This window comes from Hymenobacter sp. 5317J-9 (assembly GCF_022921075.1).
Lineage (GTDB): Bacteria > Bacteroidota > Bacteroidia > Cytophagales > Hymenobacteraceae > Hymenobacter.
In genome coordinates this window covers 4,137,137-4,153,886 of record NZ_CP095050.1, presented here as the reverse complement: position 1 = coordinate 4,153,886, position 16,750 = coordinate 4,137,137, and the positions used below count along the sequence as shown (strand labels likewise).

The window sequence follows — 16,750 nt, the reverse complement described above, 5'->3', positions numbered from 1 at the left end:
TTTGCGCGGCAGAGGTGCCGGGCTAGCGCGGGGCTGTGGACTCGCGCTCAAACAGCGTCGACTCCAGTACCAGGCTTTGGCTGGGCAGCACGGGCTTCTTCTTTTCCACGGCGCGGAGCAGGATTTTGGCGGCTTCGCGGCCGATGTCGTAGGCCGGCTGTGTGATGGTGGAGAGGGGAGGGGCCAGCAGCGAAGCGGCCTCCAGGTTGGAAAAACCGATGATTTTGATGTCTTCCGGAATGCGGCGGCCCAGCTCGCGGCACACGTGATAGGTGCTGATGGCCAGCCGCTCGACCGAGGCAAAGATGCCGTCGATGTCGGGCCGGCGCTGCAGCAGCTCGCGGATGAGCGCCACGTTCTGGTCGTTGTCCATCACGCCGGACAGTACCAACTCAGGGTCAGGCGCCAGGCCGTGGGCCTGCAGGGCGTCGAGGTAGCCCTGCTGCCGAAACTGGCCAATGGACAGGTTGTTGGAAATGAGCAGGTGGGCAATGTTGCGGCAGCCGGCCTGCAGCAGGTGCTCGGTGGCGCGGTAGCCGCTTTCGTAGTCGTTGGTGGTCACTTTGGCGGTGGCCACCTCGGCGCACACCCGGTCGAAAAACACGATGGGCAGGTTGGTTTCCTGCAGGCTTTTGATGTGGGCAAAGTCCTCGGTGCCGCTGGCCACGGACATGAGCAGGCCGTCGATGCGGCCGCCCTTGAGGTGCTGCATGATGGACACTTCGCGGGCGTAATCGTCGTGGGTGAGGTAGATGAGGACGTGGTAGCCGCTCTGGCGGGCCGCTTCCTCGATGCCGTTGATGGCGAGCGCAAAAAAGTGGTTGGCCACCTTCGGAATGACCACCCCGATGGTTTTGCTCAGGTTGCGGCGCAGGCTGCTGGCGTAGGCGTTGGGCTCGTAGTTGAGGGCCGTGGCCAGGGCCCGCACGCGCGCTTTGGTGGCTTCAGAAACCTCGTGGCTATCGCGCAAGGCCCTGGAAACCGTGGCGATAGACATGTTGAGTTGCTCGGCCAGCGACTTCAGGTTCACGGGCGTCATGGCAGGAACGGGGGAAGACGGAAGAAAAGAAAAGACAATTTTCTATAACAAGTGGCAAAGCCGCAATACACAAACCTAACGGTTGGACCCCGGAAAACCGCCGTTTTGGGGGCAGCTACCGAAAACGTTTGCGTAAATAAACACCTGTCCACTAGCTGCAATCGGCGGGAAGAACCCAGTACTTCGCAGGGCAATCGGTTGGGTAAGTCTTCACTGACCGCGCTTGCCAGTGGCTTCAGGCCACTTTCTCACTGCCCGCGCGGCCCCGCTACCGCCCGCCGTGGCCCTCCCACAGTCACCAAACCCACCCACCACATGACGGATTCAATACGACCCGATTTCCGGCGCTACCTGCGGCCCCTGGTGCTGCTGCCCGCGCTCAGCCTGGGCCTGTGCGCCCCCACTCTGGCCCTGGCCGCCGCGCCCACCGTGGCGCGCGGCGTGAAAGCCGACATCACCATCAGCGGCCGCGTGCTGGACGAGAAGGGCGCGGGCCTGCCCGGCGTCAACGTTATTGTGAAAGGCACCACCAACGGCACCCAAACCGACGTGGATGGCCGTTACACCATCAAAGCGCCCGAAAATGCGACGCTGATTTTCACCTTCGTGGGCTACCTGAGCAAGGAAGAGAGCGTGGGCGGCCGCACCGCCATCAACGCCACGCTGGCGCCCGACTCGAAAGCGCTGGAAGAAGTGGTGGTGGTGGGCTATGGCGTGCAGGAGAAGAAGATGCTGGCCACGTCCATTTCCTCGATTTCGGCCAAGCAGGTGGAGCTGATTCCGGTGTCGTCGCCGTCCGAAGCCCTGGTGGGCCTGGTGGCCGGCGCCCAGATTACCGAGCCTTCGGGCGAGCCCGGCCAGGGCGCGGTGATTCGCGTGCGCGGCCTGGGCTCGATTTCGGCCGGCAACTCCCCGCTGTACGTGGTGGACGGCTACCCGCTCAACAGCGCCGACAGCTACAACCAGATTCCGCCCGGCGACATCCAGAGCATTCAGATTCTGAAAGACGCCGCAGCCTGCGCCATCTACGGCTCGCGCGGCGGCAATGGCATCGTGATTGTGACCACCAAGCGCGGCCGCAACGACGACAAAACCCGTTTCAACTTCACGGCCAACGCCGGCGTGGTGAACGTGGCCAAGAAGGTGGACCTGATGGACCGGGAGCAGTACCTGGACTACCTGCGCGAATCCTTCAAAAACGGCAACCGCGCCCTGCCGGCCCAGCTGGCACCCGGCGCTCCCGAGTTGCCGAACACCGACTGGCAGAACGAGATTTTTGGCACCGGCACGCAGCAGCAGTACCAGCTGTCGGCCTCGGGCGGCACCACCAATTCGCGCTTCTACATTTCGGGCAGCTACTTCAACCAGAAGGGCGTCATCAAAAACACCGGCTTCGACCGCTTTGCCCTGCGCGCCAACTACGACGCCCAGCTGAGCAAGAAGCTGAAGCTGGGCCTGAGCCTGGCCCCTAACTTCTCGCGCACCGACGTGAAGCCGATTTCGGGCAGCTACAACGGCGGCAACATTTCGGGCGGCGGCCCCGGCGGCGAAACGGCCATCGTGACGGCGGCCCTGATTCTGCCCCCCATCATCCCGGTTTTCCTGGCCAATGGCGACTACGGCGCCATCCGCAACTCGGGCTCGGGCGTGACCACGCCCGGCGACCTGCTCAACCCCGTGGCCACCATCGACCTGTATAAGGACCGCACCAGCTCGGTGCGCGGCCTGGGCTCGGCTTTTCTGGATTTTGAAATCATCAAGGGCCTGAACCTGCGCACCAACTTCGGGGCCGAGATGATAAACAACCGCCGCGCCATCTACGTGCCGGCCACGCTGAGCACCGTGAACAACGCCAGCGCCAACATCTCCAACCCCATCCTCAACAACATCGACGCCCGGCAGGTGAACAACACCAACCTGAACTGGGTGTGGGAAAACACAGCCACCTACAACCGCAAGCTCGGCGCCGACCACGACGTGACCCTGCTGGCCGGCTATTCGGCCCAGTACAACCAGAACGAAGGCAGCACCGTGCTGGGCCAGACCGGCACCTACACCACGCCCGACATTGAGTACGCCACGGCCGCCGGCCAGCTCTTCGGCCAAACCGCTTTCTCGGCCAACTCGCTGGTTTCCATATTCGGCCGCGTCGATTACGCCTTCAAGGAGCGCTACATCCTGACGGCCGCGCTGCGCACCGACGGCTCGTCGCGCTTCGGCCCCGACAACCGCTACGCCACCTTCCCCTCGGTGGCCCTGGCCTGGCGCGCCGGCGAGGAAACCTTCATCAAGGGCATTCCGGCCATTTCGGAGCTGAAGTTCCGCGCCTCCTTCGGCGTGACGGGCAACAACAACATCGGCGACTACAACTACCAGAGCTACCAGACGGCCGCCAACTACGTGTTTGGCAACGGCAACGGCGTGCGCAACTACGGCTTTGCGCCCAACGGCCTGGCCCTGCGCAACCTGGGCTGGGAAACCAACACCCAGTTTGACGCCGGCTTCGACTTCGGCCTGTTCCGCGACCGCATCTACCTGACCGTGGCCGCCTACCAGCGCAACACCACCGACCTGCTGCTGAACCGCAACATCCCGGCCATTCTGGGCTACTCGTCGCGGGCCCTGGCCAACGTGGGCGAGGTGCGCAACCGCGGCCTGGAGTTCCAGCTGAACACGGCCAACATCGTGAACGGCCCCTTCACCTGGAACACCGCCCTCAACGTCTCCCTGAACCGCAACCAGGTAATTGCCCTGGCCGGGGCCAACGAGCAAATCACCTTCGACGCCGTGTTTGGCTACACCAGCTCCATCCGGGTGGTGCCGGGCCAGCCGCTGGGCGTGTTCTACGGCTACCAGCAGGAAGGCGTGTACCGCGACAAGGCCGACGTGGACGGCAGCCCCAAGTGGACGGGCAGCAACCTGGCCGTGCAGCCGGGCGACTTCAAGTTTAAGGACGTGAACGGCGACGGCCAGATTAACTCGCTCGACATCGGCGTCATCGGCAACCCCTTCCCCGACTTCACCTACGGCCTGCAAAACACCTTCGGCTACAAGGATGTGTCGCTGGCCGTCACGCTCCAGGGCTCGCAGGGCAACGACGTGCTGTACGCCGGCGACCGGTACACCTTCAACGCCCCCGGCCAGACCAACGGCCGCGTGCAGCTCGTGGACCGCTGGCGCAGCCCGGAAAACCCCGGCGACGGCAAAACCCCCTTTGCCACCACCGCCACCTCGCTACGCACCCAGTTCAATTCCTACTTCATTCAGGACGGCTCGTTCCTGCGCATCCGCAACGTGACGTTGCGCTACAACCTGCCCGTGGGCTGGGCCAAGAAAGCCGGCCTGCAAACCGCCGGCATCTACACCTCGGTGCAGAACCTGTACACCTTCACCAAATACGTGGGCTACAACCCCGAAGCCAACAACTACGGCAACACCACCAACCCCACCTACGGCGTGGACCAGGGCTCGTACCCGATGAACCGCACCGTTACGCTGGGCCTCCAGGTTGGCTTCTAATCACTACTGAATAATTCCCACCATGACTTTCAATCAATTTTTCTCGGGAGCAGCCGTGGCCACGGTACTGGGGCTGGGCGTGCTGGGCACCACGTCGTGCCAGAAGGATTTCATCGAGCTGAACGACCCCACGCGGGTTCCCACCACGGAGAGCTATAAGGACTCGCTGAGCATCCTTACGGGCGTGACGGCGGCGTACTCGTCGCTGCAGGACCTCTACGGTAAGGCCGGCGGCAGCCGCGGCTGGTTCATCTTTGCCGAAATTCCGTCGGACAACAGCTACACCGTCACTTCGGGCGAGCGCCTGAACGAGTACAACGACTTCACGCTCTTCAGCGACAACCAGCACATCCAGAGCTACTGGCTCTCGACCTACCGCATGATTGCGCGCTGCAACCTCATCCTCAGCCGCGCCGGCGCCGTGAAGCTCACCGATGCCACCCGCAACCGTTATTACGGCGAGGTGCGCTTCCTGCGGGCCCTGACGTACTTCAACGCCGTCCGCATCTGGGGCGACATTCCGCTGGTGACGCAGGAGCTGCCGGCCATTCAGGATGCCTATGCCTTTGGCCGCCGGCCGGTGGCCGAGGTGTATGCCCAGATTGAGCAGGACCTGGATTTTGCCGAAAAGAACCTGCCCGTGACCTACACCGGCACCACCAACCTGGGCCGCGCCACCAAGGGCGCCGCCACGGCGCTTTTCGGCAAGGTGCTGCTGACGCAGAAGAAGTACCAGGCCGCCGCCGACAAGCTGCAGCCCCTGGCCACCGGCACCACCTACGCCCTGCAGGCTACCTACGCCAACATCTTCGCCACCACCAACGAGATGAACAGCGAAATCATTTTTGCGGCGCGCTACACCAAGGGCACGCTGGGCCTGGGCAGCGCCTTCACCACGTGGTTTATGCCCGCGTACGGCACCGCGCAATCGACGGCCCTGCTGGGTGCGGCCTTCACCGGCCAGCAGTTCAATACTGTGGACAACGACCTGATTGCCGCCTTCACGGCCAGCGGCCCGACCGATGTGCGGGCGGCCACGTCGTACGTGCTGCCCGCGGGCGCCGCGGCAACGCTGGGATACTACACCAAGAAGTACATCGACACCCCCACGGCGGCCACCGACGCCGAAAACGACTGGATAGTGCTGCGCCAGGCCGACGTGCTGCTCATGTACGCCGAGGCCGTGAACGAGGCCACCGGCCCTAGTGCTGGCGCGCTGGCGGCCATCAACCAGGTCATTCGCCGCTCGCGGGGGCTGCCCGTGGCCACGGCCAACGCCACCGTCGACCTGCCCGCCACCATCAGCCAGACCGCTCTGCGCGACCGCATCGAGCTGGAGCGCCGCCTGGAGCTCAACTTCGAAGGCCACCGCTGGTTCGACCTGGTGCGCACCGACCGCGCCATTCCGGTGATGAACGCCTTCTTTGCCCGCTACAACTCCACGGTCCGCATCGACCCGAACGACCTGCTCTTCCCCTTGCCGGTGCAGGAAATTCAAACCAACCCGATTCTGACCCAGAACCCGGGCTACAACTAGGCAAATGGGTGAACTGGTGAGTGGGTGAGCCCGCGACGGTTCCCAATGGCCCCTGCAAGGGCCGGGGCCGTCGTCTCATCCGCTTGCCAGTGCCCCGTCTGCCTGCCTCCCCACTTCCTCCTTTCCTCATGACCCAACTCACCCCGATGAAGCGGCTGCTGGCGGCCCTGCTGTGCGCCGCCGGCCTCTTCACCGCGTCGGCCGCGCAGGCCCAGACCGGCCTGCTGCAACACGCGCCCGGCCGCCAGGTCCTCAGCCTCAACGGCCGCTGGAACTATATCATCGACCCCTACGAAAACGGCTTTTACGACTACCGCCGCATGGCGTTCGACCAGTCGAAAACCGGCAAAGGCGGCTACTACGACAACCAAAAGCCCAGCACGAAGCAGGAGCCCGAGCTGATTGAGTACGACTTCGACCAATCGGCGGGCCTGATGGTGCCCGGCGACTGGAACTCGCAGGACCCCAAGCTGCTGTACTACGAAGGCACCATCTGGTACAAGAAAAGCTTCAACCTAAAGCCTGCGGCCGGCAAGCGCTATTTCCTGTATTTCGGGGCCATCAACTACGAGGCGCACATCTACCTCAACGGCAAGAAGCTGGGCATGCACAAGGGCGGCTTCACGCCCATTCAGTACGACATCACCAGCCAGCTGAGCGCCTCCGGCGACAACTTCGTGGTGGTGAAGGCCGACAATACCCGCCACGCCGACGAAGTCCCGACCATCAACACCGACTGGTGGAACTACGGCGGCATCACGCGCGACGTCTTCGTGGCCGAAGCGCCCGAAACCTTCGTGGTGGACTACAAGGTGCAGCTGGCCAAAAACGACCCCACCAAGCTGGCCGGCTACGTGCAGCTCGACGGCCCCGCCAAAGCCAGCCAGGCCGTGACGCTGACCATTGCCGAAGCCGGCCTCAAGCAAACCCTAAAGACCGATGCCGACGGCCGCGCCACCTTCAGCCTGCCGGCTAAGAAGCTGAAGCTGTGGTCGCCGCAAAGCCCCAAGCTCTACGCGGTGAGCTTGAGCAGCGGCGCCGACGCTGTGACCGATAACATCGGTTTCCGCACCATTCAGACCAAGGGCCAGGACATTCTGCTCAACGGCAAGTCCATTTTCATGCGCGGCATTTCGATGCACGACGAAAACCCGCTGATTCCGGGCCGGGCCCGCGGCGAAGGCGACCTGCGCATGCTGCTCACCTGGGCCAAGGAGCTGGGCTGCAACTACGTGCGCCTGGCCCACTACCCGCACAACGAAGCCATGCTGAGGCTGGCCGACGAGATGGGCCTGCTGGTGTGGGCCGAAGTGCCCGTGTACTGGACCATTGCTTGGGAAAACCCTGCCACCTACCAAAACGCCGAAGCCCAGCTCTCGGACCTGATTTCGATGGGGAAAAACCGCGCCAGCGTGGTGGTGTGGAGCGTGGGCAACGAAACGCCGCTCGGCGACCCCCGCCTGAAATTTATGACCAGCCTGGTAACCAAAGCCCGCTCCCTCGACGACACCCGCCTCATCGCGGCCGCCTTGGAACTGCACCGCACCCCCGACAACGTGGTGCACGTGGACGATGCTTTGGGCGAGTCGCTGGACCTGACCAGCTTCAACGAGTACGCCGGCTGGTACTGGGGCGGCAGTCCGAGCGAAATCACCAAATACACTTTCGATATCAAGTACAACAAGCCCGTCGTCATCAGCGAATTCGGCGGCGACGCGCTGGCCGGCTACCACGGCGACGCCGAAACCCGCTGGAGCGAAGAGTACCAGGAAGCGCTCTATGTGAACCAGCTCAAGATGCTGAGCACCATAAAGGGCCTGCGCGGCATGACCCCCTGGATTCTGGCCGACTTCCGTGCCACCCGTCGCCAGCACCCCGTTTATCAGAACGGCTTCAACCGCAAGGGGCTGATTTCGAGCACGGGCGTGAAGAAGAAGGCTTTTTATGTGCTGCAGGACTATTACCGGCAGATGGCGACGAAATACGAAGCAGGTAAATAAATGGGAACGATTAACCAGCATCCGACTACCGGATTCGGTCCGACGGCGCAGCCGTCCGACCGATTGAAAGCAGAACGACACCCGCAGCCACGCTGCCAAGCGACAACCGGTCGGACGGCTGCGCCGTCGGACCGGGGCAGACAGCTCCTCGTCGCCGCTGGGCTTCTGCTCACCCTCACCGCCCACGCCCAAACCGCCTCCCGCGACAGCGCCGAATACAGCCTGCGCGTAGCCGCCAAAAAAACCATCAACAATTCTTCTATTGACGGCAAAGCGGGCTTTACGGAGTATAAGAACTACCCCACGCGCACCGTGGCCACGCTGCAGGGCTTCAAGCCCGCCACCGTGAAGCTGGACAAATACGGCGGGCGCCTCGACAAAAAGACCAAGGCCACCGGCTTCTTCTACGTGAAGAAGGTGGGAGGCCGCTGGTGGGCCGTGGACCCCGACGGCTACTACTTCCTGCACAACGCCCCCAACGACGTGCAGCCCGGCAGCTCGGAGCGCACCAAAAAGGCCCTGGCCGATAAGTACACCGACCGCGCCGGCTGGATGGCGGCCACCCGCAAATTTCTGTTTGCCAATGGCTTTAATGGGGCGGGGGCGTGGTCGGCCACCAAGGAGATTCAGGCCGAAAACCAGAAAGCCGACCATCCGCTGGCCTACACCATCAACCTGGACCTGATGAGTGGCTACGGCAGCAAGCGCGGCGGCACCTACGTGCAACCCGGCCACAAAGGCTACCCCAACGACGTGATTTTTACCTTCGACCCCGGCTTTCAGGAGTACGTGGAAGAGCGCGCCAAATTTCTGGCCAGCAACAAGAAGGACAAAAACCTCTTCGGCTATTTCTCCGACAACGAGATGCCGCTGCTGCGCAAAAACCTCGACGGCTACCTCAAGCTGCCCACCACCGAGCCCGGCTACCAGGCCGCCAAAAAGTGGGCCGACGAGCGCAACATCACCCTCGAAACCATTACCGACCAGAACCGGCAGGACTTCCTGGCCTACGCCGCCGACCGCTATTTCAGCATCGTGGCCACGGCCATGAAAAAGTACGACCCCAACCACATGTACCTCGGGTGCCGCTTCCACGGCGCCCAGCGCTACTACCCCGAGCTGATGAAGGTGGCCGGCAAGTACCTCGATGTGGTGAGCATCAACTACTACAACAACTGGACGCCCGAAAAAACCTGGGTGCGCGACTGGGAGCTTTTCGCCGGCAAGCCCTTTATGGTGACGGAGTGGTACGTGAAAGGGGAGGACGCCCCCGGCCTGGCCAACACCGCCGGCGCCGGCTGGGTGGTGAAGACCCAGGCCGACCGTGGCCTGTTCTACCAGAATTTCACACTGGGCTTACTGGAATCGAAGAATTGCGTGGGCTGGCACTGGTTCAAGTACCAGGACAATGACCCCACCATCGTGGGCGCCGAACCCTCGAACACCAACGCCAACAAGGGCATCGTCGACAACTTCCTTGAGCCCTACACGCCGCTGCTGGACAAGATGCGCGAACTCAACCAGCAGATGTACCACCTGGCCGATTTCTTCGACCAGCGCCAGCCCCAATAATTGCCAAAACAAGGTAGAGACGCAATATTTTGCGTCTCGTCGTTGAACGATTGGAACCGCTCCGACTGCCCAGACCCGCACGGCCTAAACAACATCAGCAACGACAAGACGCAAAATATTGCGTCTCTACTCCGTTCCATGAATTCCTGCCGCTTGCCTCTGCTATACTTCCTGCTCGTGGCCCTGCTGCCAACGACCGGGCTGCGCGCGCAAGCCCTGAAGCCGCGCCTGCGCCAAGCCGCAACGCTGCCTGCTAGAAAGGAGAAGTTCCGCCTCTACCTGCTCATCGGCCAGTCAAACATGGCCGGCCGCGGCCTGGTGGAAGCTGAGGACACCGTGCCTAATGCCCGGGTGCTGCGCCTGAACCCGGCCGGACAGTGGGAAGTGGCCCAGGACCCCCTTCACTTCGATAAAACCATTGCCGGCGTGGGGCCGGGCCTGAGCTTCGGCCGGCTGATGGCGGCGCAGGACGCCAGCGTCACCATCGGGTTGATTCCCTGCGCAGTGGGCGGCTCCGGCATCGACGCCTGGGCGCCCGGCGCTTATTACGAAGGCACCAAAACCCACCCCTACGACGACGCCCTGGCCCGCGCCCGCACGGCCCTGCGCATGGGCACGCTGGCCGGCATCATCTGGCACCAGGGCGAAACCGACAGCACCCCCGAAAAAAGCGCCGTATACGAGCAAAAGCTCAAGGCGCTGATTACGCGGCTGCGCGCCGATTTGCAGGCGCCTGACGTGCCATTTGTGGCCGGGCAGCTGCCCGATTTCCAGATAAACAAAGCCGGCCCTGATGGCCAGCCGCACCCGAACGAAGCCGCCCGGCGCGTCAACCAAGCCGTGGCGGCGCTGGCCAGGCAGGTGCCCCGCTACGCCTACATCAGCGCCGAGGGCACGGCCGACATCGGCGACCACACGCATTTCAACGCGGCTTCGGCCCGGCTGCTGGGCCGGCGCTACGCAGCCGCCATGCAAGCGCTGCAACGCCGCCCTTCCCGCAAAAACTAAACTACACCCTCTCTTCTCTGCCCGCGAGGGCACTGCGTATATCTGGCGACCGCCGACCCGAAACACCCATTTCAGTAATAGCTCTTCCGGCCAACCCGCTGCCTCCTGGTGATGGTGGGAACGTACAACGGAAGCCTCGGGCGGAGGAGCTAGGGCCGGTGGTCGCCAGTATTCGCAAATTTTTCCCGGCCGCCCCGGTGGCCTTTTCCCATTACTCAATGACTCGTTTGCTTACCAAGCCGCTTCTGGTGCTGGGCCTGCTGCTACCCGGCGCCGCTTCCCTGGCCCAGAATGCCGCATCCGCGCCGTCCGCCAATGCCAGCATCGACCAGCGCGTGACGGCGCTGCTGGCCCAGATGACCCTGGAAGAAAAAGTGGGCCAGCTCAACCAATACTCCGGCCGAGAAGTAACCGGCCCGGCCAGCGACCGCAAAAGCACCCTGCTCAGCAGCATCAGCAGCGGTAAAGTGGGCTCGATGCTGAACGTGAAAGGCGTGAAGGACACCCGCGAAATCCAGGCCGAGGCTCTGAAATCGCGCCTTAAAATCCCGCTGCTTTTCAGCCTCGACGTCATCCACGGCTATCAAACCACCTTCCCGATTCCGCTGGGCGAGGCCGCTTCCTGGGACCTCGACGCCATTCGACTGGGCGCGCACGTGGCGGCCCGCGAGGCGGCGGCCTCGGGCATTCACTGGACATTTGCGCCCATGGTCGACGTGGGCCGCGACCCGCGCTGGGGCCGCGTGATGGAAGGCGCCGGCGAAGACACCTACCTTGGCTCGCTCATTGCCCGGGCTCGGGTGCTGGGTTTTCAGGGCGAAAAGCTGGGCGGCACCGACGCCGTGATGGCCTGCGCCAAACACTTTGCCGCCTACGGGGCCGCCATCGGCGGGCGCGACTACAACGCCGTCGACCTCAGCCCGCAGCAGCTGTGGGAAACCTACCTGCCGCCCTTCAAGGCCGCTGCCGATGCCGGTGTGGCCACGTTCATGAACTCCTTCAACACCCTGAACGGTGTGCCGGCCACCGGCAACAGCTACCTGCAGCGCGACATCCTGAAAGGCCAGTGGCACTACCCCGGCTTCGTGGTGAGCGACTGGGGCTCCATCGGCGAGCTGGTGACCTGGGGCTATGCCGCCGACAAGAAAGACGCAGCGCAAAAAGCCATCGTGGCGGGCTCCGACATGGACATGGAAGCCGACGTGTACAGTAAGAGCCTGGCCCAGCTGGTGCAGGACGGCAAGGTGAAAATGGAGTTGGTGGACGATGCCGTGCGCCGCATTCTGCGCAAGAAATTTGAGCTGGGCTTGTTCGACGACCCCTACCGCTTCTCGGATGAAAAGCGCGAGCAGCAAGTGCTGGCCGACCCGCAAAACCGCGCCGCCGCCCGCCAGATGGCCCAAAAATCCTTGGTGCTGCTGAAAAACGAGCGCGCCACCCTGCCGCTCACCAAACAGCTGCGCAGCATCGCCCTCATCGGCCCCGTGGCCAAGGCCAAGCGCGACCTCAACGGCAGCTGGACCGTGGACACCGACACCACGCGCATTACCTCGCTCTACGACGGCCTGCGCCAGCGCGCCGGCAAAAACACCCAACTGCTTTACGCCAAAGGCTGCAACGTGGCGGGCGACAGCCGCGCCGGCTTCGAACAGGCCGTGGCCACCGCCAAAAACGCCGACCTCGTGGTGCTGGCCGTGGGCGAAGCCTGGGACATGAGCGGCGAAGCCAAGTCGCGCACCGACATCCACCTGCCCGGCGTGCAGGAAGAACTATTCAAAGCCCTGAAGGCCACTGGCAAGCCGGTGGCCGTGGTGGTGTTTGGCGGGCGTCCGCTCATTTTTGACGCCATTGCCGACCAGGCCGATGCCATTCTCTACGCCTGGTGGCCCGGCTCGGAAGGCGGCCTGGCGCTGGCCGATGTGCTCTACGGCGACTACAACCCCGCCGGCAAGCTGCCCATCACCTTCCCCCGCAACGTGGGCCAGATTCCCATCGCCTACAACCAGCAGTACAACACGGGCCGGCCCGTTACCAAGCCCGGCGACATCCGCTACAAATCGGCCTACATCGACGCGCCCAGCACGCCGCGCTACGCCTTCGGCCACGGCCTGAGCTACACCACGTTCAAATACTCCGACCTCAAAATCAGCCGCCCGCAGCTCAAAGCTGGCGAGTCGGTGCAGGTCAGCTTCACGCTCACCAACACCGGCAAAGTGACCGGCGAGGAAGTGGCCCAGCTCTACCTCCGCGACCCCGTGGCCTCGGTGGTGCGCCCGCTCAAGGAGCTGAAGGATTTCCGCAAAGTCAGCCTCAAGCCCGGCAAAAGCCAGACCATCACCTTCACCATCGACCAGAACAAGCTGGCCTTCTACAACTCCAGGCTGGAGTGGGCCGCCGAGCCCGGCACCTTCAACCTGATGGTGGGCAGCGCCTCGGACGACATCCGGCTCGAAGGCACGGTGGAGCTGCAGTAGGGGCGGGCCTTGTCCCTGCCCGGACGGCCGCGCCGCTACCCTCATTTCTATTTCAATTCCTTTCCACGACGGGCGGGGGCAAGCCCCGCACCCTGCAATCTTATGCCAACGCCTAACCAATTTTCATTAGCCGATAAAGTCGTCGTTATCACGGGCGCCACCGGGGTGCTGGGCGCATCCATGTCGCTGGCCGTGGCCGAGGCGGGCGCCAAAGTGGCCATTCTGGGCCGCAATGCTGCGCGGGCCCAGGCGCGGGCCGAGGCCATTCGGGCCATCGGAGGCGAAGCGCTGGTGGTGCTCGGCGACGTGCTCGACCCGGCCCAGATGCGTGCCGCCTGCGATAAAATCATGACCACCTGGGGCCGCATCGATGGCCTCGTAAACGCGGCGGGCGGCAACATGCCCGGCGCCACCGTGGGCCCCGACCAGAACCTGTTCGACGTGGGCATTGAGGACACCCGCCGCGCCGTCGATTTGAACCTGTTCGGCACCGTGATTCCGACCACCGTGTTTGGCCGCGTGATGGCGGGGCAGGGCACGGGCTCCATTGTCAACATTTCCTCGCTCACGGCCCAGCGCCCGCTCACCCGCGTGATGGGCTACACCCTGGCCAAAACCGCCATCGAAGGCTACACCCGCTGGATGGCCAACGAGCTGGGCCAGCGCTACGGCGGCGGCATTCGCATGAACGCCATTGCGCCCGGCGTGTTTCTCACCGAGCAAAACCGCGGCTTGCTCGTGGCCGCCGACGGCTCGCACACCGACCGCGCCCGCAAGTTCATCGACCACACGCCCTTCCAGCGCTTCGGCGAGCCCGAAGAGCTGACCGGCACGCTCATCTACCTGCTCAGCAACGCCTCCCGCTTCGTGAACGGCGAAACGGTGGTAGTAGATGGCGGTTTTAACGCGTTCAGCGGGGTCTGATTTTACTCCCTGAACAAGATAAAGAACGTCATGCTGAGCGCAGCCGAAGCATCTCGCGTGGGGTAGTAATCTTTTCGATTGGGTTTACTATTGCACGCGAGATGCTTCGGCTGCGCTCAGCATGGCGTGCGAGTGATAGCTGCCCATTGTTCACTGCTAACTGTTAACTGAAAAAGATGCCCATCCTTCAAAGCTGGCGCTGGTACGGCCCCAACGACCCCGTGAGCCTGGCCGACATCCGCCAGGCCGGCGCCACCGATGTGGTGACAGCCCTGCACCACGTCCCCAACGGCCAGGTATGGCCTGTCGAGGAAATCAAAAAACGTCAGGCCGAAGTGGCCGGCGCTGGTCTCATTTGGAGCGTGGTGGAAAGCGTGCCCGTGCACGAAAATATCAAAACCCGCACCGGCGATTTCCCGCGCTACATCGCCAACTACCAGCAGAGCCTGCGCAATCTGGCGGCCTGCGGCATCTTCACGGTGACGTATAATTTCATGCCCGTGCTGGACTGGACGCGCACCGACCTGGCCTACGAGGTGGAGGACGGCTCCCGGGCCCTGCGCTTCGAAAAAATCGCCTTCGTGGCCTTCGATGCGCTGCTGCTGAAGCGGCAAAACGCCGCCCAGGACTACACCGTCGAGGAGCTGGCTCGGGCCGAAGCCCGCCTCGCCGCCATGAGCGACGACGAGCGCCAGCTGCTGCAGCGCAACATCATTGCCGGGCTGCCGGGCAGCGAAGAGAGCTTCACGCTGGCCCAGTTTCAGCAGGCGCTGGATGCGTACGCCGGCATCGACGCGGCCCGGCTGCGCGAGCACCTGATTCTGTTTCTGCGGGAAATTGTGCCGGTGGCCGAGGAAGTGGGCATCCGCCTCGCCATTCACCCCGACGACCCGCCGTACCCCATTCTGGGCCTGCCGCGCGTGGTGAGCACCGCCGCCGATGTGGCCGCCCTGGCCGCCGCCGTGCCCTCGCCCGCCAACGGGCTGTGCTTCTGCACCGGCTCCTTTGGCGTGCGGGCTGATAATGACCTGCCCGCCATGGTGCGCCAATTTGCCGGGCGCATTCATTTCATTCATTTGCGCAGCACCCAGCGCGACGCCGACGGCAACTTCTACGAAGCCAACCACCTGGAGGGCGACGTGGACATGTACGCCGTGATGCGCGAGCTGGTGCTGGCCATGCGCCAGCGGGGCGTGAACCTGCCCATGCGCCCCGACCACGGCCACCAGATGCTCGACGACCTGAAAAAGAAAACCAACCCCGGCTATTCGGCCATCGGCCGCCTGCGCGGCCTGGCCGAGCTGCGCGGCCTCGAACTGGGCATCAGCCGCGGCCTTAATGAATAACCCATAGGTATTGCTGATGCAGCAGGGCATGAAAAAGCCCCGGCCAGATGGTCGGGGCTTTTTTGGGTGCCAGGTGGCAGCGCAAGGGCTTACTTGTCGGCTTTCAGCTTAAGCTTCTCGGCCTTGGCTTTGGCCTTGTCTTCTTTGATTTTGAGCTTGTCATCCTTGGTTTTCACCTTGGTGCCGTCGTCGGTTTTGGCCTTCATCTTGTCGATGCCGTCGCCGTCGGGGCCGCCCATGCTCGGGCCACCCATGCCACGCCCGCCGCCGCGGTTCATGCGGTCGGCTTCCATGGCGGTGTATTTGGTGTACTGGTCGGCGGTCAGCACTTCCTTAAACTGCGCGTCATACTTCGTGCGCATGGTTTGCATCTGGGTGCGCATGGCTTCGCGGTCGCCGCCCGCCATCTGGCCGCGCATCGACTGCATTTCCTGGCCGCGGGCCATCATGATTTGCTGCACTTTGGCGGCCTGGTCGGCGCTGAGGCCCAGCTCCTGGGTCATGCGCTCGGTCTGGCGCTTGGCCATTTCCTCGGGCGAGCCTTGCATGCGGCCGTAGCCGCGGCCCGGGCCCTGCATGCCGGCGCCGTCGGGGGTGGTTTGAGCAGCGGCGGTGCCTACGGTGAAGGCGAACGCGGCGAACAGAGGCAATAGGTACTTTTTCATGTTGAATGTGGGGGTGAGAAATGGAAAAAAGTGGAGCTTTGGTGATTACCGCGAAAAAGCCCCGTTCCAGCGTATGGAACGGGACTTTAGCGGCGGGGTTAACAGGGCCAGGGCTTAGCGGCGGCCATACTGGCGATGCGCGGCTTCGTAGCGGGCGCGTTCCTGGGCTTCGCGCTGGGCCCGGATTTGGGCTTCGCGCTGGGCACGTTCTTGGGCTTCGCGCTGGGCGCGCTGCTGGGCTTCCCAGCGGGCCCGCTCCTGGGCCGTTACGCGGTGGTTGCGGTCGTAGCCGTAGTTCTGGTTGCGGTCGAAGTGGTCATCGTTGTCGCGGCGGTCGTTGCGGTGGGCGGCTTCCCAGCGGGCTTTTTCGGCGGCGGTCACGCGGTGGTTGCGGTCGTAGCCGTAGTTGAAGTCTTTGCTGTTGCGGTCGTCGTAGCGGTGGTCGAAAGGACCTTCGGCGGCGAAAGAAGCGGTGGAAGTGAACAGGGCGGCGGCGGCGAGGAGGGAAAACAAGGAAGCTTTCATGATTTCTGAATGAAGAAAGTGAGGAGTGGAGATTGAAAAGGCTGGGCTCGTGTGCTGCAGGCAGCGGGCTCCGGGGGTTGTGAATCGACTCGTTCTGCCAGGGTATTTGCAAACCACCGGCCGAAATGCGGCCAAAAACGC

The 16,750-nt window shown here is 63.6% G+C and carries 11 protein-coding genes; 8 read left to right on the top strand and 3 right to left on the bottom strand.

Features of this window, described 5'->3' with window-relative positions; all coding sequences use genetic code 11:
* Positions 1-22: 22 nt before the first annotated feature.
* Positions 23-1,039 (bottom strand): LacI family DNA-binding transcriptional regulator, encoded by a 1,017-nt coding sequence (locus tag MUN81_RS17425; protein ID WP_245112736.1) that lies wholly within the window; start codon positions 1,037-1,039, stop codon positions 23-25.
* 315 nt (positions 1,040-1,354) lie between these two features.
* On the opposite strand from MUN81_RS17425, the gene MUN81_RS17420 reads away from it, so the two are divergent.
* From MUN81_RS17420 to uxuA, 8 genes are all read left to right on the top strand, one after another.
* Complete coding sequence (locus MUN81_RS17420; protein WP_245112734.1) at positions 1,355-4,558, top strand: TonB-dependent receptor; 3,204 nt, start codon at positions 1,355-1,357, stop codon at positions 4,556-4,558.
* A 22-nt stretch (positions 4,559-4,580) separates the two neighbouring features.
* Positions 4,581-6,095, top strand: coding sequence for a RagB/SusD family nutrient uptake outer membrane protein (locus MUN81_RS17415; protein WP_245112733.1), 1,515 nt, complete (start codon positions 4,581-4,583; stop codon positions 6,093-6,095).
* Positions 6,096-6,223: 128 nt separating this feature from the next.
* Positions 6,224-8,095 carry a glycoside hydrolase family 2 TIM barrel-domain containing protein gene (locus MUN81_RS17410; protein WP_245112731.1) on the top strand — a complete coding sequence of 624 codons (1,872 nt, stop codon included), beginning with the start codon at positions 6,224-6,226 and terminating at the stop codon, positions 8,093-8,095.
* 63 nt (positions 8,096-8,158) lie between these two features.
* Positions 8,159-9,667 (top strand): hypothetical protein, encoded by a 1,509-nt coding sequence (locus MUN81_RS17405; RefSeq protein ID WP_245112729.1) that lies wholly within the window; start codon positions 8,159-8,161, stop codon positions 9,665-9,667.
* Positions 9,668-9,820: 153 nt separating this feature from the next.
* On the top strand, positions 9,821-10,675 hold the full coding sequence (locus MUN81_RS17400) for a sialate O-acetylesterase (protein ID WP_245112727.1): 855 nt from the start codon (positions 9,821-9,823) through the stop codon (positions 10,673-10,675).
* A gap of 218 nt (positions 10,676-10,893) precedes the next feature.
* Positions 10,894-13,149: a beta-glucosidase BglX gene (gene bglX, locus MUN81_RS17395; protein ID WP_245112725.1), complete on the top strand. Its 2,256-nt coding sequence runs from the start codon at positions 10,894-10,896 to the stop codon at positions 13,147-13,149.
* A gap of 102 nt (positions 13,150-13,251) precedes the next feature.
* Complete coding sequence (locus MUN81_RS17390; protein ID WP_245112717.1) at positions 13,252-14,073, top strand: SDR family oxidoreductase; 822 nt, start codon at positions 13,252-13,254, stop codon at positions 14,071-14,073.
* A gap of 176 nt (positions 14,074-14,249) precedes the next feature.
* Entirely contained in the window at positions 14,250-15,419 is a 1,170-nt protein-coding gene (uxuA, locus tag MUN81_RS17385; protein WP_245112713.1) for a mannonate dehydratase, read from the top strand.
* An 89-nt stretch (positions 15,420-15,508) separates the two neighbouring features.
* On the opposite strand, the gene MUN81_RS17380 is transcribed toward uxuA, so the two are convergent.
* Together MUN81_RS17380 and MUN81_RS17375 are read right to left on the bottom strand one after the other, a co-directional pair.
* Positions 15,509-16,084, bottom strand: a complete 576-nt coding sequence (locus MUN81_RS17380; RefSeq protein WP_245112711.1) for a DUF4890 domain-containing protein — start codon at positions 16,082-16,084, stop codon at positions 15,509-15,511.
* Between the two features lie 114 nt (positions 16,085-16,198).
* Positions 16,199-16,609 carry a hypothetical protein gene (locus tag MUN81_RS17375; RefSeq protein ID WP_245112710.1) on the bottom strand — a complete coding sequence of 137 codons (411 nt, stop codon included), beginning with the start codon at positions 16,607-16,609 and terminating at the stop codon, positions 16,199-16,201.
* Positions 16,610-16,750: the final 141 nt, after the last annotated feature.